The 19,156-nt window shown below is 67.0% G+C and carries 20 protein-coding genes; 12 read left to right on the top strand and 8 right to left on the bottom strand.

The genetic code is table 11. The features are described 5' to 3' along the window. Window positions 1-108: 108 nt before the first annotated feature. The 4 genes from Pla123a_RS00185 to Pla123a_RS00170 form a co-directional block, all read right to left on the bottom strand. Entirely contained in the window at window positions 109-1,323 is a 1,215-nt protein-coding gene (locus Pla123a_RS00185) for a molybdopterin molybdotransferase MoeA (protein ID WP_146583510.1), read from the bottom strand. A gap of 43 nt (window positions 1,324-1,366) precedes the next feature. After that, window positions 1,367-1,948 carry an anthranilate synthase component II gene (locus Pla123a_RS00180; RefSeq protein ID WP_146583509.1) on the bottom strand — a complete coding sequence of 194 codons (582 nt, stop codon included), beginning with the start codon at window positions 1,946-1,948 and terminating at the stop codon, window positions 1,367-1,369. A 115-nt stretch (window positions 1,949-2,063) separates the two neighbouring features. After that, complete coding sequence (locus Pla123a_RS00175; RefSeq protein ID WP_146583508.1) at window positions 2,064-2,489, bottom strand: RrF2 family transcriptional regulator; 426 nt, start codon at window positions 2,487-2,489, stop codon at window positions 2,064-2,066. Between the two features lie 136 nt (window positions 2,490-2,625). Further along, window positions 2,626-3,399 carry a phosphoadenylyl-sulfate reductase gene (locus Pla123a_RS00170; RefSeq protein ID WP_146583507.1) on the bottom strand — a complete coding sequence of 258 codons (774 nt, stop codon included), beginning with the start codon at window positions 3,397-3,399 and terminating at the stop codon, window positions 2,626-2,628. Between the two features lie 434 nt (window positions 3,400-3,833). Here Pla123a_RS00170 and Pla123a_RS00165 point away from each other — a divergent pair, with 434 nt between their 5' ends. From Pla123a_RS00165 to Pla123a_RS00130, 8 genes are all read left to right on the top strand, one after another. Then, window positions 3,834-4,058 (top strand): cold shock domain-containing protein, encoded by a 225-nt coding sequence (locus tag Pla123a_RS00165; RefSeq protein WP_315852871.1) that lies wholly within the window; start codon window positions 3,834-3,836, stop codon window positions 4,056-4,058. Window positions 4,059-4,395: 337 nt separating this feature from the next. Next, window positions 4,396-5,034 carry a 3-keto-disaccharide hydrolase gene (locus tag Pla123a_RS00160; RefSeq protein ID WP_146583506.1) on the top strand — a complete coding sequence of 213 codons (639 nt, stop codon included), beginning with the start codon at window positions 4,396-4,398 and terminating at the stop codon, window positions 5,032-5,034. A 90-nt stretch (window positions 5,035-5,124) separates the two neighbouring features. Next, window positions 5,125-6,447 carry an ATP-binding protein gene (locus tag Pla123a_RS00155; RefSeq protein WP_146583505.1) on the top strand — a complete coding sequence of 441 codons (1,323 nt, stop codon included), beginning with the start codon at window positions 5,125-5,127 and terminating at the stop codon, window positions 6,445-6,447. 86 nt (window positions 6,448-6,533) lie between these two features. Then, window positions 6,534-6,986: an SRPBCC family protein gene (locus Pla123a_RS00150; RefSeq protein ID WP_146583504.1), complete on the top strand. Its 453-nt coding sequence runs from the start codon at window positions 6,534-6,536 to the stop codon at window positions 6,984-6,986. An 11-nt stretch (window positions 6,987-6,997) separates the two neighbouring features. Further along, window positions 6,998-8,275, top strand: a complete 1,278-nt coding sequence (locus tag Pla123a_RS00145; protein WP_146583503.1) for a hypothetical protein — start codon at window positions 6,998-7,000, stop codon at window positions 8,273-8,275. Between the two features lie 443 nt (window positions 8,276-8,718). Next, a complete protein-coding gene (locus Pla123a_RS00140; RefSeq protein WP_146583502.1) occupies window positions 8,719-8,940 on the top strand; it encodes a hypothetical protein in 222 nt (73 codons plus the stop codon). A gap of 42 nt (window positions 8,941-8,982) precedes the next feature. Then, entirely contained in the window at window positions 8,983-9,189 is a 207-nt protein-coding gene (locus Pla123a_RS00135; RefSeq protein ID WP_146583501.1) for a DnaJ family domain-containing protein, read from the top strand. A 254-nt stretch (window positions 9,190-9,443) separates the two neighbouring features. Next, the gene (locus Pla123a_RS00130) at window positions 9,444-10,877 is read left to right on the top strand and encodes an MATE family efflux transporter (protein ID WP_146583500.1); all 1,434 of its coding nucleotides are present in this window, start codon (window positions 9,444-9,446) and stop codon (window positions 10,875-10,877) included. 57 nt (window positions 10,878-10,934) lie between these two features. Here Pla123a_RS00130 and Pla123a_RS00125 read toward each other — a convergent pair whose 3' ends face one another. Beyond that, window positions 10,935-12,218, bottom strand: coding sequence for a methyl-accepting chemotaxis protein (locus Pla123a_RS00125; RefSeq protein ID WP_146583499.1), 1,284 nt, complete (start codon window positions 12,216-12,218; stop codon window positions 10,935-10,937). A 362-nt stretch (window positions 12,219-12,580) separates the two neighbouring features. On the opposite strand from Pla123a_RS00125, the gene ppnP reads away from it, so the two are divergent. Both ppnP and Pla123a_RS00115 read left to right on the top strand, forming a co-directional pair. Then, window positions 12,581-12,889, top strand: a complete 309-nt coding sequence (gene ppnP / locus Pla123a_RS00120; RefSeq protein ID WP_146583498.1) for a pyrimidine/purine nucleoside phosphorylase — start codon at window positions 12,581-12,583, stop codon at window positions 12,887-12,889. An 87-nt stretch (window positions 12,890-12,976) separates the two neighbouring features. Continuing rightward, window positions 12,977-14,173: a family 43 glycosylhydrolase gene (locus Pla123a_RS00115; protein WP_146583497.1), complete on the top strand. Its 1,197-nt coding sequence runs from the start codon at window positions 12,977-12,979 to the stop codon at window positions 14,171-14,173. On the opposite strand, the gene Pla123a_RS00110 is transcribed toward Pla123a_RS00115, so the two are convergent. Next, on the bottom strand, window positions 14,170-15,432 hold the full coding sequence (locus Pla123a_RS00110) for an esterase-like activity of phytase family protein (RefSeq protein WP_197527546.1): 1,263 nt from the start codon (window positions 15,430-15,432) through the stop codon (window positions 14,170-14,172). The two genes, Pla123a_RS00115 and Pla123a_RS00110, sit on opposite strands and share 4 nt — an antisense overlap. Window positions 15,433-15,656: 224 nt before the next feature. Between Pla123a_RS00110 and Pla123a_RS00105 the strand changes: the two genes are divergently transcribed. Together Pla123a_RS00105 and Pla123a_RS00100 are read left to right on the top strand one after the other, a co-directional pair. Beyond that, window positions 15,657-16,424 (top strand): hypothetical protein, encoded by a 768-nt coding sequence (locus tag Pla123a_RS00105; RefSeq protein ID WP_146583495.1) that lies wholly within the window; start codon window positions 15,657-15,659, stop codon window positions 16,422-16,424. A gap of 123 nt (window positions 16,425-16,547) precedes the next feature. Further along, window positions 16,548-17,561, top strand: coding sequence for an exo-alpha-sialidase (locus tag Pla123a_RS00100; RefSeq protein ID WP_146583494.1), 1,014 nt, complete (start codon window positions 16,548-16,550; stop codon window positions 17,559-17,561). A 17-nt stretch (window positions 17,562-17,578) separates the two neighbouring features. On the opposite strand, the gene Pla123a_RS00095 is transcribed toward Pla123a_RS00100, so the two are convergent. Beyond that, window positions 17,579-17,956 carry a hypothetical protein gene (locus Pla123a_RS00095; RefSeq protein ID WP_146583493.1) on the bottom strand — a complete coding sequence of 126 codons (378 nt, stop codon included), beginning with the start codon at window positions 17,954-17,956 and terminating at the stop codon, window positions 17,579-17,581. Window positions 17,957-18,664: 708 nt separating this feature from the next. Next, a complete protein-coding gene (locus Pla123a_RS00090; RefSeq protein WP_146583492.1) occupies window positions 18,665-19,129 on the bottom strand; it encodes an SMI1/KNR4 family protein in 465 nt (154 codons plus the stop codon). Window positions 19,130-19,156 lie beyond the last annotated feature (27 nt).

The raw sequence follows: 19,156 nt of genomic DNA, 5'->3' as shown, positions 1-19,156 counted from the left end.
ATCTTCCCTAGCGATCAGCCGTTATGTCAACTGTTTTGCGGGGCGGACGGGGTCCCGAACCGCGGAGAAATGCGGGTCGTAGGGGCAGATCGGGGCCGCCAGGCCGGCTCACGCGACCCCTGCGGGCGTCAGCAACAGGGCCTCGACCCGGTCGCCCGCGGCGTAGGGCGACCGCTCGGCCGGCAGATCAAGCAATGCCGCGGCCGCAGCGAGGCCCAGCAGATCGGCCGAACCGCGCCACGCCACCGGCCGGGCCCGCCTGCTTCCCGCGGGGTCGAGAGCCACCGCCGCAGGCAGGTAGGTGCGGCGGTCACCTTTCACGGTGACCGCTTGGTCGAGCGTCACGGCGACCCTCGGCAGGCCGGCGAACTCGCCGCCGGCGAGCCGGCGCAAAGCCGGCCGCACAAAGAGATGGAAGCAGACAAACCCACTCACCGGGTTGCCCGGCAGCCCAAACACCAGCGTTTGCCGGCCGTCCGCGTGCCGCCAGACGCCGAACCACAGCGGCTTGCCCGGCTTCACGGACACCTTGTGGAAGACCTGGCGGGCGCCCAGCTCGGCCAGGATGCCGGGGGCCAGGTCGCGTTTGCCGGCCGACACGCCGCCGGAGAGCACCAGCACGTCGGCGGTCGCGCCGGCGGTGATCCGCTCGGCAAGCGACTCCGCGTTGTCACGGGCGACTCCCAGCGGCAGCAGTCTGGCGCCGGCCTGACGCACCAAAGCGTGCAGCATCGGCCCGTTGGAGTTGCGGATCTGACCGGCGGCCGGCGTTTGGTCCGCCCCGACCAGCTCGTCGCCGGTCGCAAGCACCCCGACGGTCGGCGTGGGGATGACCGCCGGCGTGGCGTTGCCGGTCTCGGCGAGCAGCGCCAGCTGCGCTGGACCAATCGGCGTGCCGCTGGTCAGCACCACCGCGCCGCGCTCGAACACCTCGCCGCGACGCATCACGTGCTTGCCCGCGGGGGGCGCCGGCGATGTGAGCCGGACGGTGTCCGCGTCGCGCAGCTCGGTCTGCTCGACCGGGATCACGGCCTCGGCGCCCGGGGGAATCGGCGCGCCGGTCATGATGCGTGTCGCCTGGCCCGCGGCGACGGCTAAGGTCGGCACGGCGCCGGCGACGACTTCTTCGATGACGGCGAGTTCGCTGAGCGGCTCGTCGCCGATCACGGCGTAGCCGTCCATCATCGCCTTGTCGTGCGGCGGCGAGTCGACGTTGCTCACGGCGTCGGCGGCCAGGCAAAGGCCGAGCGCCTCTTCGAGCGGCGTCGCGATTGCGGCGAGCGGCGCGGCCTGCTGCTCGATCAGCCGCAAGGCCGCGTCCACGGTTAGTAATTGGCCCGGCACGGCGGTCGCCCCAGCACGCAGCTCAGAAGGACAAGAACCGCTTCAGCAGGTCAGTTCCGCTGTGCGTCAGGAAGCTCTCGGGGTGGAACTGCACGCCGAACAGCGGGTGCTCGCGGTGCTCGATCGCCATGATCTCGCGGCGGCCGTCGGGCTCGTTGCTCCACGCGGTCACGACCAGCTCGTCGGGCAGTGTGTCGGGCTGGATCACCAAGCTGTGGTAGCGGGTCGCCTGGAACGGGTCGTCGAGGTCCTCCAGCAGGCGGCCGCCGTCGTGGTAGATGAGGTCGGTCTTGCCGTGCATCAGGTTCTTGGCGCGGACCACCTTCGCGCCGTACGCCTGGCCGATCGACTGGTGGCCCAGGCAGACGCCGAGCAACGGGAACCGCCCGGTCAGCCGCTCGATGCACTCCACCGAGATGCCGGCCTCGGTCGGCGTGCAGGGGCCGGGCGAGATGATCACCCGCTCGGGCGCGAGGTCGATAATCTCGTCGACAGTGATCTGGTCGTTCCGCTCGACGCGGATGTCGACGGCGGGGTCGATCTCGCCCAGCCGCTGCACCAGGTTGTAGGTAAACGAGTCGTAGTTATCGACAATCAGGATCATGCGACGACACAAAGGGGAACACGAAGGGTGGCACGCCCTCGGAGGGCGTGGGCCGTTGCTGGTGATTCTCCACGCCGTTCGGGACGCGCTGCCCAGAATCGGCGTCTGACTTAAGCTAGATATACCACATCGGCGAACCGAGTTCCGCCGCGCGAGAAGCCAGGTCTTCAAGGGTGACCTCCCGCAGCTGCTCCTGCCAGCGTCGGCGGGCCTCCTCGAGCTCGTCGACCAGGACCTCGGCCAGCGGCGTCGGGTTCGCCAGGTTGCTGCGGAGCGGGTCGTCGCCGTCCATGACACAGAGCACGTCGCAGAGCGAGATCTCGGCCGCCGGCCGCGCCAGCCGGTACCCGCCGCAGGCGCCACGGGTGCTGGTCACCAGGCCGGCCCGCCGCAGCTCCTGCAAGATCTGCACCAGGAACCCGTCGGGGATCGGCTGCCGCTCGGCCAGCGCCCGCATCGAAGCCGGCTGACCCTGGGCGTGGTCCTCGGCCAGCTGGATCAGCGCTAGCAGGGCGTACTCGGTTTTAGCGCTGAGTTTCATGGGGGGCGCTAGTTGGAGGGCGCTAGGCGCTGGTTCTGGTCGGTGACGAATGGCCTGGCTGGGGATGATGCGTGCGATTCAGGACGGCGGCATGCGGCCGCCCCTCCAGCGCCCAGCGCCCTCCAACCAGCGCCTACTAAATGCCGCTGCCGTCGGTCTCGAGGCTGTGCAGGCCGCACTCGGTTTTGGCGGTGCCCGACCAGCGGCCGGCCCGCTCGTCCGACTCGCCTTCAATCACCTTCTGGGTGCATGGGTAGCAGCCGATGCTCGGGTAGCCCTGGTCGTGCAGCGGGTTGTAGGGGACGTCGTCCTTGAGGATCCGACCCCAGACCTCCTTCTTGGTCCAGTTGGCCAGCGGGCTGACCTTCACCAAGCCGAACTTCTTGTCCCAGCCGACGATGGCCGCCTGCGCACGGTCGGCGCTCTGATCGCGGCGGATGCCGCTCATCCAGGCGGTGCGTCCCTCAACGCCGCGGTACAGCAGCTTGATCTTGCGGTCCATGCAGCACTGGTTGGGGTTGGTCTTGTAGAGCGGACCGCCGTGCTTGGCCTCGTACTCCGGCACGGTCAGCTCGGGCTGCAGCATGTCGACCTCAATGCCGTACTTCCGCGCAATGCGGTCGCGGGTGTCGAGGGTCTCGAGGAACTGGTAGCCGGTGTCGAGGTTAAAGACATAAGTCTCTGGTGCGATGGCGGCCAGCATCGACAAGATCACGCACCCCTCGGGCCCGAACGCCGTCGCCATGGTGAGGCCGTCGCCGTACTCCGTGGCGGCCCAACGGATGATCTCTTCAGGCGTGGCGTTCTCAAGCTCGCGGCTCTTGGTGGCCAGGTACTCGAGGAACTCAGGCGAGGGGGCCTCGCCCTTGGCTGGCGGGGCGACCGAGCGGGTTTCGGAGGTGGTGCTCATGTGTGCTACGTCTGGCGGAGTTTGGGCTCTGGGCGGGGCTGGCTCGAGCGGAAGGAAATCACGGACTAACTCCGCGGACGGGCAATCCTAGGTATCCTGACCTGCTTAGTCAAGTATCGTCGCCGAGAGGTTCGGGGCTCTGGCCCGAGTGCGAGAAATCCCCGAGGAATTCGCCCGGCGGCGGCGCCACTGCTAGCATCTTTGGCGCCTTAACCCGCAAGACGGCAACCCGAAAAAAGTCGGCCCAGACCCCCATTTGCATGATTGACCGCGGTTTCTGCCGAGGTTAATTTCCACGATGTTGGAAGAGTCCGGAATCGACGCCGCTCGTCTGAGCCCAGCTCACGCGCCGCCTGGTCGGCCCTTCTAGCGGAATCTACGTTTTGCCTGGTCGGAGCGCATAGCACGGCGCACCCACCCGTTTTAGTTTTGAAGTGCGTGTTTTGGAGAGTGGCGCAGTGTCGCAGGGGACGATTAAAAAGTTGACGGACAAGGGCTTTGGCTTCATCCAGGGAGAGCGGGGAGACATCTTCTTCCACCTCTCGTCTTGCGATGACTGCCAATTCGATGACCTCCGCGAAGGTCAACTTGTCGAGTACACCGAGGGCCAAGGCCCGAAGGGTCCGCGGGCTGAGAACGTCCGCTTGATCGAAGGCTGATTGAGTGAGGTGCGGTCGGCGTTGCGGGGCCTCCTCATTGCCCCACTCCGCTGCTGTGCCGCGAGCGACAAGACACCCGGCCGACTCTCCGGATCTCAACCCGGGGCAGCCTGCTGCGGTCTTTTGGCGGCGCTCCGCTGCGTCAGTTAAGTAACCCACAAGCCGCCCTCCCCTGCCCGGGGAGGGCGGCTTCTTTTCGTATGGGCAGCCGCTCAACCCACCCGCGGAAGTTGAATTGCAAACAGGGAGCCCTTATTCTGCATAGCTCCGCACGGCGCTCGACCGTGACTGCTTCCGCTCCGCCAAGCGGCGCGATTGACTCCAGGAAACACCGAACATGAAACTGCTCTCCCGCGTTGTCGCCTGCTGCTGCCTGCTGGCGGTCGCCGCCCCGGCCCTGGCCGACGAGGACGGCTGGGTCTCGCTGTTCAACGGCAAGGACCTCTCCGGCTGGGACATCTCCGAGAATCCCGAAACCTTCTCGGTCAAGGACGGCGAGATCGTCGTCAACGGCCCCCGCGCCCACGCGTTCTACGCGGGCGACGTCGGCGGCGCCGACTTCAAAGACTTCGCCTGGAAGTGCGAGATCATGACCAAGCCCAACAGCAACTCCGGCATGTACTTCCACACCGAGTACCAGGAGGAAGGCTGGCCCAACAAGGGCTACGAGGTGCAGGTCAACCAGACCCACAGCGACGCCCGCAAGACCGGCGGCCTGTACGCGGTAAAGGACGTCATGGACAAGTCGCCCGTTAAGGACAACGAGTGGTACACGCAGGAGGTGATTGTCGAGGGCAAGCACGTCGTGGTGAAGGTCAACGGCAAGGTGACCTGCGACTACACCGAGCCCGACGACCACGAGGCGCCCGCCGACCGCTCCGGCCGTCAGATCTCGCACGGCACGATCGCCCTGCAGGGGCACGACCCCGGCAGCGAGGTCCACTTCCGCAAGGTGCTGATCAAGCTGCTCGATTAAGCCAGGGCCGCACGCCCTTCCCGAGCCCCCCGGCCGCCGGCCGGGGGGCTCTTTTGCTTTGCGCTTTCCTTTTGCTGACGGTCGACTCACGTGGAACCGGGCGGTGAACTGTCGCACTCCGACGCCGAGCGTCTGGCGATCAACGCCGCGTGGCTCGCCAAGCTCCGCTGGGTGGCGGTCGCGGGCCAGCTCGCCACGATCCTGATCGCCGCCGGGCCGCTCGGCGTGAAGCTGCCGTTCTGGCCGCTGCTCGGCATGGCGGCGCTGACGGCCGGCACCAACGCGGTCTTCTGGGCGTGGACCCGGCGACGACGGCTCGCCATGCACGTCGTCCGGCCGTACGAGTGGCACGCCCTGTTGGGCGGGCTGATGGTGCTCGACCTGTTTGTGCTGACCGTGATGCTCGAGCTCACCGGCGGCCCGACCAACCCGTTCGTCATCTTCTACTTCGTCAACCTGGCGCTCGGCGGCATCCTGCTGCCGGCCCGCTGGGCGTGGCTGCTGGTGCTCATGGCGACTGCCGCGTTCGCCACGATCTCGTACACGTACTTCCCGATCGCCCAGCTCCGCCACGCCAGCCGGCTGATGAGCTTCCGCGAGCTGGGCGGCATCCCCGTGGTGGGGGGCGGCACGCTGATCGCCTTCGCCACCTGCGGGTCGGTGATCGTGTCGTTCACGACCTGGCTCACCCGCGAGCTCCGCCGCAACCAGGAGGCCCGCTTCCGCGCCGAGGAGCTCCGAGCCCGCAGCGAGAAGCTCGAGGCGCTCGGCACGCTGGCGGCCGGCGCCGCGCACGAGTTGGCCACGCCGCTCTCAACCATCGCGGTCGTCGCCAAAGAACTCGAGCACGAGCTTGACGCGTCGAGTGTCTCGCCCGAGGTCGCGGCGGACGTCAAGCTGATCCGCAACCAGCTCGACCGCTGCCGCGCGATCCTCGACCGGATGTCCACCGCCTCCGGCCAAGCCGCCGGCGAGGCGCCAGAGACCTTCACCGCCGGCGAGCTCCTCTTGGAGGTCATCAACGAGCTGCCCGACCCGGTGCTGATCGACACCACCTACGCGGGCGAGGCCGCCGACGCGCGGCTTACCGCGCCGCGGACCGCGTTGTCGCAGGCGCTGCGGGCGCTGGTGCAGAACGCGCTGGACGCACGGCCCGGCGGCGAGGTCGAGATCGAGGTCTACGCGCACGGCACGCTCGGCATCGCCATCCGCGACACCGGCCCCGGCATGCCACGCGAGGTGCTGGCCCGCGCGGGCGAGCCGTTCTTCACGACCAAGGAGCCCGGCAAAGGGATGGGCCTGGGCCTGTTCCTCGCCCGCAGCGTGGTCGAACGCGTCGGCGGCGGGATGGAGATCGACTCCGAGGCAGGCCACGGCACCGTGGTGGAGGTCAAGCTGCCGCTGGCGGGCTGAGCCGAATCAGCCAACCGGCAGACAGACGCGGGTGGTATAGTGGAGCTACCCGCTCCCCTCACCTCAGCCCTTCGGACCCGCCGCGCATGGGCCACCTCGCCTTCAACCAGCAGATCGCCGCGCCGGTCGACACGGTGTTCGCGATCGCGACCGACCTGCCGCGGGCGGCCGAGCACATCGCCGGGATCGACCGCGTCGAGCTGCTCACCGACGGGCCGGTCGGCCTGGGAACCCGCTGGCGTGAGACCCGGACCATGTTCGGCCGCGAGTCGACCGAGGAGCTGGCGATCACCCAGTTCGAACCGCCCCGCGGGTACACGGTGTCGAGCAACTCGTGCGGCGCCCAGTTCGACTGCCGATTCGACTTTAGCCCTACCGACGGCGGCACGCTGATGTCGCTCGAGCTCGACTGGCGGGCCGTGTCGGTGTTCGCGAAGCTGATGTCGCCGCTGTCGGGTATGATGGTAGGGTCGATCGAGAAGGCAATGCGACAGGACCTGCTGGACCTGAAGCACGCCGCCGAGACCAAAGCTGATTGAGCCCCTGCCCTATGCGTTTGATCCTGCTCGCCATCTTGCTCGCGCTGCCGTGCGCCGCGGTCGCGGCCACGTCCGACGCGCTCCGCGGGGCTGTCGATTCGACGGTCGACGTGACGCTCACCTCGGGCGTTTGTTACGAAGACGCCACGCTGCTGCGGGTGGTAGGTAACGACGCCCCGGAGAAGGTGCGGCTGCGGCTCTCGGCCGGCCGGCTCCGCACGATCGACCTGGCCGACATCGACAAGATCAGCACCGCCGACGCCACGCTGTTCAGCGGCGCGGGCGATCGCGAAAGCGGCGGCAGCGAGGCCGACACCGAAACCATGGAGCCGGCCGCCGAGCTAACCCGGGCCGAGCTCCGCAAGCTGACCCGCGAGGAGCGCCGCGCCGCGCTCGAGGCCGCCGCCAAGCGGCGGGCCGATATCGCCAAGCGGAACTGGCTCGCCAGGCTCGCCGCCAACAGCGTCAAGGCGTGGCCCGAGGTCGGCGAACGCGAGCACCAAGCCGCGCTGCGGGCGTACAAAGAGAAAGGCGCCGAAGCGCAGCGGCTGATGCCCGAGCTGCGGCTCTACGAGACCGGGCGGTTCTTGTTCTACTCGAACATCCCGGCCGACGACGTCGGGCCAATCATCGAGCGGCTCGACCAGATGTACGACTGGATGCTGACCACCTACAACCTGCCGCGCGACGCGCAGGTGTGGCTCGGCAAGGCGCCGGTCTACGCCTTCTTGACCAAGGAGCAGTTCGTCGCGTACGAGCGGCAGTTCTTCCAGAACAACCCGCAGGACGGCACATACGGGCTGTGCCACCAGACGTCGGGCGGCGAGGTGGTGATCACCTGCTACCGTGGCCAGCAGCTCGACGAGTTCGCCGCGATGCTGGTCCACGAGACCAGCCACGGCTTCATCCACCGCTACAAGACCATGCAGGGTCTGCCGAGCTGGGTGAACGAGGGGATGGCGGACTACATCGGCTCGCTGATGGTCCCCAAGAGCCGGGCGGTCCCGCTCCGCGAGTCGAAGCTGGTCGAGCGTTTCAAGCAGAACCCAACTATCGCCCGCACGTTCTTCGACGACTCGCACATCGGCTTCGGCGACTACGGCCTGGCGTCCAGTTTGGCGCGGTTCATGATCCAGACCAACGGCGACGCCTACGCGGCGTTTGTCGAGGGGATGAAGGCCGGCCTCAAGTGGGACGAGGCCCTCCGCGAGGCGTACCACAGCGAACCGGTCGATTTGATCAACGCGTACGCGCGGTGGCTGGGGGTTGAGGGGTTAGAGGTCCGCTAGCAGGGAGTGCTTTGCAGAGCATGGTTCTTACTCCACTTCAAAGACACTGGTCCCTATTAGCCAAGCAGCACCGGCTCGACGTCGACATTCCATACCGTCTGCTGTTTCGCGATGGCGTCGTCCTATTCACAGAGGTGCGTCTCAGAGGATACGGTGGCGACAACGGTATGCTCCTTGTGTCCGACTACTCCGTAGTTGCAGATCGAAGCGACGAAATCTTGGAGATGGGGTACGGCTACTCTTGCCTATCTCAGCCGCAAGAAGTCTCCATCGGATCCGACGAAGCGCTTGCTGACCTTTTGGACGACTGGTGCAAGCACGCATCTTGCAACAAGGAGCCGCCAACACCGTGAACACCTGGTTAGGAGCCGTGATGACCTCCCGGCGGGCCGCCTTAGGAATCCCAATCCCGATCATCTGCACACCCGAAGAGATGCTGGGAAATGACTCCGAATAAAACGGACACCACCATCGACGAGATCCACAAAGTGCGCTGTGAGATCTCCGAACGATTTGACGGCGATGTGTTTGCCATCGCCGCGGACGCTGCGCGGCGGCAGGCGGCGTCTGACCGACCGGTATGGAACCCGACGACAGCCAGCGGTGCAGATTTGCTCAAGGGCTCCAGTGATATCAAGTCCCCTTTGCCCGACGCCGCGGGCTGATCGCGGCGGCTCGCCTTCCAGCAGACCTCAGGCGCGTTGCTCATGCCCGAACCGCTAGCATTCAACGACTCGACCCTTACCCGCATCGCCGACGCCAAGATCCAGGCGGCGATCGACGAGGGGCAGTTCGACAACCTGCCGGGGTTCGGCAAGCCGTTGGCGATTATCGACGAGCCGTACGACCCTGGCTGGTGGATCCGCCGCAAGCTGAAGCGGGAAGAGCTGCCAATCCGGCTCACGCCTGATTGACCGGGGTGCGAACCTGCGGGGCGGCCGACTTGTCTCTCGCGGGCCGCCCTACCGACAGGGTTCCTGGTCCGCGGTATAGTGGGAAGGTTGGCGGAGAACACGAATCGACGCCAATGAGCCGGTGATTAGTGTTGATTTGTGTTCCCCACCGTGCGTCCTGCTGCTCCTTCCGTCACCCAAACCGGGGGCTAACGCCCCGCGGCTGACGCCGCCCAGGTTGCCCCGCCGGTTCCTGCCTTCCCACTGCCCGCCCGTTGTCTGACTCCCCTGCTATCAGCCGCGACACCTGGTGGTCCCGCCCCGGCGGCGGGCGTGAGGTGCTGAGCGTGTCGGCGCCGCTGGTGGTGTCGGCCATGTCGTGGACGGTCATGACGTTTGTCGACCGGGTGCTGCTCAAGGGCGTCAGCGGGGAGGCGATGTCGGCCGCGTTCAGCGCGTCGACGCTGTGGTTCACGGCGCTCTGCCTGCCGCTGGGCATCTGCATGTACGCCAGCACGTTTGTGTCGCAGTACTTCGGCGCCGGCCAGCCCGAGCGGATCGGCCCCTCGGTGTGGCAGGGCGTGTGGGTGGCGCTGCTGGCTTCGCCGCTGATGCTGCTGACGATCCCGCTGGCGCCGGCGATGTTTGCCGCCGCCGGGCACGGCGCGGAGACGATGCGGCTGGAGATAATTTACTTCCAAGTGCTGATGTGGGGCGCGCCGGCCATGCTGCTGGCGCAGTCCTTCAGCGCGTTCTACAGCGGCCGCGGCAGGACCCGCGTCGTGATGCTGGTCGACGCCCTCTTCGCGGTCGTCAACCTGCTGCTGGACTACGCGTGGATCTACGGCGAGTGGGGCTTCCCCGAGATGGGCATCGCCGGCGCCGGCTGGGCGACCGTGGTCTCGCTGTGGCTCAAGGCCGCGACCTACGTCGTGCTGCTGATGCTGCCGGCCAACCGGGCGCAGTTCGCCACGCTTTCCGGCATGCGACTCGACTGGCCGCTGTTCAAGCGGGTGATGTACTACGGCGGGCCGAGCGGCTACCAGCTGGCGCTCGACGTCACCGGCTTCACGGTGTTTATCATGCTGGTCGGCCGGCTCGGCGCGGTCGAGGCCGAGGCCACCAGCATGGCCTTCAGTATCAGCACGCTGGCCTTCATGCCGATCTTCGGCCTGTCGATGGGCGCGAGCATCCTGGTCGGCCAGCACCTGGGCGAGGACCGCGATGAGGTCGCCGCCCGTTCGACCTGGACCTCGCTGCACGTCGCGCTGGCCTACATGGCGACGGTCTCGCTAATGTACGTTGCCGTGCCCGACCTGTACCTCCGCTGGTTCTTCCTCGGCGAGGAGCGGGGCCAGGTGTACGACATGGCCGTGACCCTGCTCCGGTTTGTCGCCGCCTACAACCTCCTCGACGCGACGCTGATGGTGTTTGTCAGCGCGATCAAGGGCGCGGGCGACACGCAGTTCGTGCTGTGGGTCAGCCTGATCATGTCGACGCTGCTGTCGGCCGCCAGCTGGGTGGCGGTGACGCAGATCGGGCTGGGGATCTACGGCTGCTGGGTGCTGATCACGGCCTGGATCTGGATCCTCGGGGTGATCTTCTTGATGCGGTTCCTGGGGGGCAAGTGGCGTTCGATGCGGGTCATCGAGAAGGCGCCGCCCGACCTGGCCGACAGTGACGGCGAGCTAGAGCCGTCGGTCGCGTAGCGCCGCCCGCCGCCGAGCCGGGTTCGCCGCCTCGACGGCCAGCGGCCACACAGCCTGCTACGCCAGCCGCTGCAGCACACCCTGCAGCAGCCGGATCACCTCTTCGGACGCTTTGTCCATCTGCTCGAAGGCGACGATCGCCTGGTCGCGTTGGCCGGCGTTCGCCAGCCGCGCGACCTGCTTGCCGTGCTGGTGCACCTCTTCGTGCGGCCCCGGCAGCTGGACGAACTCGGGGATGGCGCCGATCACCGGGTCGAGCCGCGCGCCGTCGTACCACTTGCCGAGCCGGCAGTCGTGGTGGCTCGCGAGCTCCTGCTCGGTGAGCTGCGACCGCCCCGCCAGCAGCTCCGCCAGCCGCTTCTTCCAGAGGTAGTGGTCGCTCTGGGCGCGGTACAGCACGTAGTTCTCAATCGTGTCGGGGTCGAGCTCGTCGAACTGCTCCTCGATGATCTGCTCGGTGCTGCTGACCTTGTCGAGTGCGGTCTCGGCGTGGGCGGTCGACTTGCGCGTCAGGGCGGCGATGTCGTGGATCGAGCGGGAGATCTCCTCCATCGCCGCGGTCTGCTCGGTCACGCTGGCCGCGGTCGACGTCACCGCGATGCCGGTCTGATCGATCGACTGCTGGAGCTGCTCCATCTCGCGACCGACCTCGCGGATCTGGGCGTCGCCTTCGGTTACTGCCTCGCTCGACTGCTGCATCGACTCGTGCATCAGCAGGATGCCGTCCTTGATGGCGTTGATCTGCTTCTCGATGTCCTGCGTCGCGTTGGCGGTCTGCTGCGACAGCTCCTTGACCTCGGCCGCCACCACGGCGAAGCCCTTGCCCGCGGCGCCGGCCCGGGCGGCCTCGATCGTGGCGTTGAGGGCCAGCAGGTTGGTCTGGCCGGCGATGTCCTGGATAATCTGCACGATCTTGCCGATCGCCTCGCTCGCCTGCTGAAGCTGCGCCGCCCGGGCGACGCCGTCCTTGGTGAGGGCAGAGATCCTGGCCATCCCCTCGACGCTCTCGTCGATCGCGGCGGCGCCCTTGGCGATGGCTCCGCGGCACTCGTTGGTGGCTCCGGCGCACTCGTTGCTGGTGCGGGAGATCTCGCTGATGGTGCTGAGCATCTCCTCGGTGGCGGCGCTGATGGTCTGGGTCCGCGCATTGATCTCGTGCAGGTCGCCCACGGCGAACGACACCGCCGTCATCGCCTCGCTGATCTGCATCGACGACCCGACCGCCTGCCGCAGGCGCTTGGTGGGGTCGCACGGGCCGTCAACGACACTGACAGGCGGGCTCGTCGTTTCGGGCTCGTGGGCGCTGAAGGCTCCGGGGGCAAACAGGCTGGCGATCGTCATGGGGTAGTTCCTCTACGCGGTTGTGTCGCAAAGCAGGCAAACGAGCGCTGCTGTTCAGGTGTAGCTCTCGGCGGCCCGGTGCGATGTGGATTTCCACTAGCGGGGGCAGTCGCCGCCGCCGTGAGATGCGTGCGATTCCGCACGCCCGCCGACGCTACTCCGCCAACGGCAACGGCTTCGGAATGCGGATCAACCGATCGACAATCGCCGCCGCTCGAGGGGAAAAATGTGTGGATTCTCGCCTGCGCACCAATCGCCACAGCGTCCCAACGCCCCCGCGCCCGGCTCCCCGCCGCGGGCCGTCCCAGGCTATAATTACTGCTCTGATCATCCCCCCGACCCTGCCTCCAGGAAGCCGCCGCGTGTCCGAGTTCAACAATGTCACGATCGTCCGTGAAGCCAACGTCTACTTCGACGGCAAGGTCACCAGCCGCACCGTCGTGCTGGAGGACGGCACGAAGAAAACCCTCGGCGTGATGCTGGCCGGCGACTACGAGTTCAACACCGACGCCCGCGAGCTGATGGAAGTGCTCGCTGGCGAGATGCAGGTGCAGCTTCCGGGCGAGGAGTGGAAGACCTACGCCGCCGGCGAGAGCTACTACGTGCCGGCCAACAGCAGCTTCAAGCTGAAGATCACCGGCGTGGCCGACTACTGCTGCAGCTACCTGTAGCAGCGACTATTGAGAACCCGCGGCGCCTGGCAGGCTGCGGTCGCGTTGAATCCTGATTCACCCGCACCCCCCTGCCCCGATTGCGCCATGCACCACTCGATTGCCGCCGGTCTGTTGTTGTCCCTCTCCTGCCTGCTGACGCAGGGCGTGTCGCCCTGCTGCGCCGCGGGCGATGAGGTTGTTGAGCCGAATCCCCGCTTCCGCGCGGTCCCGACAGACCGCCAGCCAGGGCCGGTGATGGACGCCGAAACGATCCGCGCTGGGCTCGAGAGCCACGACCGCGCGCTGTACATCAAGTCGGGCTGGATCCGCGACCCGTACATCGTCCTCGGGCCCGACGACTGGTACTACCTCACCGGCACCCAGCCCGACGAGGGCGACCCCCGCGAGGCGGCCGACCCGTACAACACGGGCCTGGGCGTCAAGAGCATCGTCGGCGAGCAGGTCCGCGTGTACCGCAGCCGCGACCTGATCGACTGGGAGCCGCTCGGCGCTCCGTTCACGCTCGACGACTCGATCCGTGGCCGCCGGGTCTCGGACCCGCAGCGGCGGCTGATCTGGGCGCCCGAGGTGCACTGGCTCGGCGAACGCTGGGCGCTGGTCCACTGCCCGCAGTACGTCGCGAGCCTGGCGCTCACCGAGGGCAAGGAGCTCGCCGGCCCGTGGTCGCACCCGATGGGCCGCCGGCTCGGCAGGCGGCACGACCCGTCGCTGTTCCAGGACGACGACGGCGCCCTCTACCTGCTGTGGGGCAACACCGAGATCGCCCCGCTGAAGGCCGACCTCAGCGACTACGCCGGCCCCAGCACCCGCATCGACCCAGCCGGCGACCGCCCCGGCCCCGACGGCGAGCCAATCCAGCGGATCGGCCACGAGGGCGCCACGATGATCAAGGTCGGCGGCAAGTACGTGCACCTCGGCACCGCGTGGTCGACCGACCAGGGCCGCCGCGGCTCGTACAACCTGTACTACTGCGTCGCCGATGAGATCACCGGGCCTTATGGGCCGCGGAAGTTCGTCGGCCGGTTCCTCGGCCACGGCACGCCGTTCCAGGACCGCCAGGGCCGCTGGTGGTGCACCGCGTTCTTCAACGGCAACCTGCCGCCTGTGCCACGCGACGGTATCGAGCAGCGTGACCTCAGCGACAACGCCTACACGATCAACGAGCAGGGCGTGACCATCGTGCCGCTCGACGTCCGCACCACCGACGCCGGCGAGGTGATCGTCCGCGCGAAGGACCCGGCGTACGCCACACCCGGACCCGACGAGGCCCAGCGGTTCTAGCTGCGGGGCTTCATCAAGCCGACGCCCGTTACCATCAGCGCTAACACAGCCGCCGTCGGCTCTGGCGCCTGGCCATGGGCCGCCGATTCAGTCGCGGTCAGCGCATCGCGCCAGACGGCGTAGTCCGCGGCGTTGACCACGCCATCGCCGTTGCCGTCGGCGCCCTGCCCCGCGGTGTAGCTAAGCCCGTACGCACGGCGCCAGGTGTCGTAGTCGGCGGTGTCGACCTGGCCGTCGCCGTTGTAGTCGCCCTCGACCTGCGGCGTGCTGGGCGCCAGCCGGAAACCGACCACCGTGTTTCCGCTGTAGGGGTCGCCGCCGGCGCCGTCGTCGACCACGCCTAGCAAGTCCCAAGAGCCGTCGGCCGCTTGCGGCCCTAGGGCCAGCCCCTCGAGGTTCTGCCCCGCCGCGCCGATGCTCCCCGACCAGAGCAGCCGCTTGCTTGCCGGCGTGTAAGTCTGACCGATCAGCCCACTGTCGAACGCCGCCTGGCTGATGTCGGTCGCGCCGGTGAGGTCGACCTCGTAGATCCGTGACAGGTAGGCCGGATTCGCCAGACCCGCGAACGAGCGTTCGAGCGTGATCAGCCGCCCGTCGGGAGCGATAAGCAGGTCGGACAGCCCGCTCTGCGAGGAGAAGCCGCTGGTGTGGATCGGTTCGACGTTGTACGCGTACTGGGCCAATGGCTCGCCGCTGACGGCGTCGAGCTTCAGCAGACGCACCGTGCTGCCCGCGGATGTAGTCGCCACCGGCCCGTCGACCGTCAGGGCCTCCTCGTTGGCGGTCCACAGGACATCGCCCACTCGGTCGAGCGACTCGAAGCCGCGGTTGCCGCGGCGGTTGGCAAACACCGCCGGGATCGTCAGGCTCCGCACCTGCTGGCCCGTGTCGCGGTTGATCTCGAGGACGCCCGGCCCTCCCTCTTCGGATACGAACAGCAATGGCTCGCTCAGCCCGGCGGCGATCCCTTCGTAATCGAGCGACGACGACAGCGGGTAGACCTCGGCGGCCTGCGCCTGGGTCAGACTGCCGGCGGCGAACGTCACATCGATCCCGATGACCTGCGCGCCGGAGTCCTGCACCACGTAGTACCGCGAGCCGCTAAAATGACCGATCCCGCTCATCTCGGCAAACGTGGCGGCGGGCAGCGCGCTGCCGTCGAGGGTCACTGCACCGGCTGGCGTGACCGACCACTCCGCACGGCACGGCAGGGCGAGCGCCAACGTAGTCAGCAATGCATAGCGGCAAAGCATGGGCATAACGGCGTTCATCCAAATAGGCGCCAACGAGCAGGGTGAGGAGCGGCCCGGGCTAGCCCGATTCTAATCAGCCGGCCCAGGGCGAGCGAACGGGGCCCGCCGGGGGTGCGTTCACGCGGGTTTGAGCGGTCATCGGGCCGCCGACGGCCCACGGCTGCGGCGTGAACTAGAATTGCGTGTCGACGCACATTTCCTACCCGCACCCCGCTCCCGACGGCCGAACGATGAAACGCCTTGTCCTCCGCCTGCTGCTCGCCGGCTTCGTCTGTTTTGGGTTGGTTCTCTTCTGCATTGGCACGGCCGTGACCCTCGCGCTCTGGTCCCCGAGCTTCTACTCGGAGCGCGCCTCCCTCTCGGCCGACCCGGCCGCGGTCCAGGCGGCCGAGCAGCACTTCGAGCAGCTCCGCGACGACTACCTCCGCTGGCGGGCGGCGTCGCTCCAGCCGGCACGCGAAAAACCTGCCAAGGCCAACAACGATGTCATCGCCGCACTCTTCGCGGCCCAGCCGGCGCAACCCAACCACAGCCCAACGCACACCATCCGCGTCACCGAGGACGAGATCAACACGCTGCTGGTCTCCGACGGGCCGCACGCCGGCCAGGTGTCGGCGCCCCGGATCCGGCTGGTCGACGGCCGGGTGCTGGTCGGCGTCGCGTTGGCGACCCCGTTTGGCGAGCTGGTCGTCTCGGCCGGCTTCGCCCCGCAGCCCATCGCCAACGGCGCCGCCGCCGGCAACCCCGCCCCGAACAACGAGCTGCGGCTGCAGATCGACAACGCCCGCATCGGCCGGCTGCCGCTGCCACTCTCGGCGCTGACGAGCCTGCTGCCGAAAGAGAAGTCCCGCCTGCAGGGCAACCTCTTCCTCGACACCACCGGCGAGCTGCCCGAGCTGGCGCTGCGGATGGACAAGCCGGGCCAGCCCACGCCGCTGCCGCATTCGCTCGAGATCGCCGACGGCGAGCTGATCGTCAAGCTGACCGCGCCGCAATAGGTTCTTCAGATTAAGGGAGAGGGCGACAGCGTGACCCACCCGTCCCGCGGAACGCGATACAATAGGGCGCCACGCCAGGGAGCGATTGGCGCCTACTCCTTCGCACTTACGGGACCACCCCCGATGCCTGCCCCCCTGACCCGCCGTGTTTGCGGCATCGCGATGCTTGCGCTCGCCGCCCTCGGTTCCCACGCGTCGGCAGACGAAACCCTGCAGGCCGAGTTGATCGGCGTCAAGCGGATCTGGGACGAGGGCCGCCACAACGCCTTCACCGACCTGATCCGCTGGGAGGACGCGTGGTGGTGCGCGTTCCGCGAGGGGGACACCCACGCCGGGTCGCACGGCTTCCTCCGGGTGCTCACCTCTACTGACGGTGAAGCCTGGGAACCGGTTGCGCGGCTCGACCACAACGAGTTCGACCTCCGCGACGCCAACTTGTCGATCACGCCAAGCGGCGAGTTGATGATGGTGGGCGGCGCGCAGATCGATCGCGACAACCGCCGACTGACCGGCACTTTCACTGCCGCGACGACCGATGGGCGCACCTGGACTACGCCTGCCATGGTGATCGAACCGGGCCGCTGGATGTGGGGCGTCACCTGGCGCGAGGGGACCGCCTACGGCGTTAGCTACGGCACGCCCGATAACGCCGGCCGCAACGAGCTGCTGACCTCGACCGACGGACGCAGCTTCAATGTCTTCGCCCCCGACTTCCTCACGATTGGCGGCCGGCCGACCGAGGCCCGGATCCGGTTCGCCGACTCGGGCGTGGCGTACTGCCTGCAGCGGTGCGACGGCGACGACAACCACGCGTACCTCGGCAAGGCCGACCCGCCCTACCGTGATTGGCAGTGGCGGCGGCTCGATCGGTTTATCGGCGGCCCCAACCTGCTGCAGCTGCCGAGCGGCCGCTGGGTGGCAGCGGGCAGGCAGCTGCTTAAGGCGGGCGCCCGGACGGTCATCGCCGAGCTCAACCCCGCCGACGGCCACCTCGAAAACATACTGGTGCTCCCGTCCGGCGGCGACTGCAGTTACCCCGGCCTTGTCTGGCACGAGGACCGGCTGTGGGTCAGCTACTACTCGAGCCACGAGGACCACACCAGCATCTACCTGGCGCAGGTTTCCATCGAGGATTGAGGTCGCGGCTCTCAAAATCATCCGCCTTCCATCGGATGCCTCAGCAACGCATTCGCAAACAAGTACCAACGGCCATCGTGCCGTTTGATCATCGTGAGCCGCGTGCCGAAGAGCGATTCGCGGTGCTCCATGAAGCGAACCGCCGGCCCATCGCCGTAGCCGCTCTCGCCGATCGCGATCTCATTGCACGCGAAGTAGTACTCCAGCAGCGGGCAGGCCTGGATCGGCTTCTCGGGGTCGGCCGCGAGGGAAATACTGTTGTGCTGCTCGTCGATCGCCATCTCGTACTTGAGCAGCGGGTCGGCGAAGCGGACCTGCACGTGCCCCGTGCCGGGCGACTCCTTCTCGCAACTCGCCGACAGGACGCTGCAGAGCTGGTCGAGGTCGTACTTCATGGCGGCAATGTAGCACGGTTCTCCGAACCGTGAAAAACTCTCGGCTCGGAGAGCCGAGCTACGATGACCCCTAGCGTGAGCCGCCAAGCCCACCACGTACAAAAGTGTGCGCCACGGCAGCCGGCTAACCCAATCGACTCGCTACCACCAGCCGACTTTTGTCCCCCATTCCGACATCGATTTATAGGGACAAAAGTCGCGCCCTACCGGCCGCCCCGAAGGCGGTTTCGCCCTGCTATAGCAGGGTCTTCGCAGTTATGCTCTGAATCTTGCGGCCGACTTTTGCCCGTTTGTGCGCGGTGCAGCGGACGGAAGTCTCTCGGTTGGGATTTTGGCTCCGTGCTGTTTCAAGATCATTCATCGGCTAGCGGGTTTTAGGCCCGGCATTCATGCCGGGTTCAAGGTCTAAAGCCAACCAAGCAAGCCCCGTTAACGGGGCTTCTCGATTCCTTGCGATGGGGTGACCCGGCATAAATGCCGGGCCTAACGTCTCCGCGCTGAATGGCCTTCCGTCATCGCCCTCACGATCGGTCGAACGGCTCTCGGGAGCGCGCCACGCACCACCGGGCAACCAGTTATTGGACCGCGCCGGGCAGCCGCTTGCCATAAGAAACTGGTAGACAACGGCAAGAATACGGGCCGAGACGCACGGGCGTGTTTCACTACGACGACGGCGAAATCAGTCCGACTACCAAAAAACAGGCTCCATCACGTACCGATGTTTTCAACATACCACGTGAGGAACGCGTCAAACGAATCGGCCACGGTTGATACGTCAACAAAATCGTGATCGAAAAACACAACAGGAGCGTCGTCGCTTTTGGCTCCTTGACGTCGGAAACCGAAAAAGTTCCCCATGCAATCAGATGCGATTCCAATCACATCTTCAGGCATCCCAGCAGCCCAGTAAGCCTTGGTGTCCGTGATCGCTTGTTCTACTGTCAAGAAGTTCTGCACATCCGAGTAATCCAGCGCGGCATCAACGATGGCGTCGAGTATGTGCGGTGTATAGACCGCTCCGAACCGCGTGATGAAACTCAGGTACGCCTCAGGCACCGCGGTGCTGAGCTCAACACCCAACGACTCCACTTGCTGTTCTGTTGCAGGGACTGGTGGATCGCCGACATGAAATCGGGCAACAAACATAGCTTGCAGTTTGTCACGATCTGGCATGCTCAATCACTCAACGGAGCCGAAATG

It is taken from the genome of Posidoniimonas polymericola (assembly GCF_007859935.1).
GTDB classification, from domain to species: domain Bacteria; phylum Planctomycetota; class Planctomycetia; order Pirellulales; family Lacipirellulaceae; genus Posidoniimonas; species Posidoniimonas polymericola.
Note: the sequence above shows the minus strand (reverse complement) of the source record. Positions and strands in the feature narration are given on the sequence as shown.

Bases quoted from the DNA above. Each gene is read 5' to 3' on its own strand.
- Pla123a_RS00180 (WP_146583509.1), bottom strand. From the start codon at position 1,948: ATGATCCTGATTGTCGATAACTACGACTCGTTTACCTACAACCTGGTG.
- Pla123a_RS00175 (WP_146583508.1), bottom strand. From the start codon at position 2,489: ATGAAACTCAGCGCTAAAACCGAGTACGCCCTGCTAGCGCTGATCCAG.
- Pla123a_RS00170 (WP_146583507.1), bottom strand. From the start codon at position 3,399: ATGAGCACCACCTCCGAAACCCGCTCGGTCGCCCCGCCAGCCAAGGGC.
- Pla123a_RS00160 (WP_146583506.1), top strand. From the start codon at position 4,396: ATGAAACTGCTCTCCCGCGTTGTCGCCTGCTGCTGCCTGCTGGCGGTC.
- Pla123a_RS00150 (WP_146583504.1), top strand. From the start codon at position 6,534: ATGGGCCACCTCGCCTTCAACCAGCAGATCGCCGCGCCGGTCGACACG.
- Pla123a_RS00145 (WP_146583503.1), top strand. From the start codon at position 6,998: ATGCGTTTGATCCTGCTCGCCATCTTGCTCGCGCTGCCGTGCGCCGCG.
- Pla123a_RS00140 (WP_146583502.1), top strand. From the start codon at position 8,719: ATGACTCCGAATAAAACGGACACCACCATCGACGAGATCCACAAAGTG.
- Pla123a_RS00135 (WP_146583501.1), top strand. From the start codon at position 8,983: ATGCCCGAACCGCTAGCATTCAACGACTCGACCCTTACCCGCATCGCC.
- Pla123a_RS00125 (WP_146583499.1), bottom strand. From the start codon at position 12,218: ATGACGATCGCCAGCCTGTTTGCCCCCGGAGCCTTCAGCGCCCACGAG.
- Pla123a_RS00115 (WP_146583497.1), top strand. From the start codon at position 12,977: ATGCACCACTCGATTGCCGCCGGTCTGTTGTTGTCCCTCTCCTGCCTG.
- Pla123a_RS00110 (WP_197527546.1), bottom strand. From the start codon at position 15,432: ATGCCCATGCTTTGCCGCTATGCATTGCTGACTACGTTGGCGCTCGCC.
- Pla123a_RS00105 (WP_146583495.1), top strand. From the start codon at position 15,657: ATGAAACGCCTTGTCCTCCGCCTGCTGCTCGCCGGCTTCGTCTGTTTT.
- Pla123a_RS00100 (WP_146583494.1), top strand. From the start codon at position 16,548: ATGCCTGCCCCCCTGACCCGCCGTGTTTGCGGCATCGCGATGCTTGCG.
- Pla123a_RS00095 (WP_146583493.1), bottom strand. From the start codon at position 17,956: ATGAAGTACGACCTCGACCAGCTCTGCAGCGTCCTGTCGGCGAGTTGC.
- Pla123a_RS00090 (WP_146583492.1), bottom strand. From the start codon at position 19,129: ATGCCAGATCGTGACAAACTGCAAGCTATGTTTGTTGCCCGATTTCAT.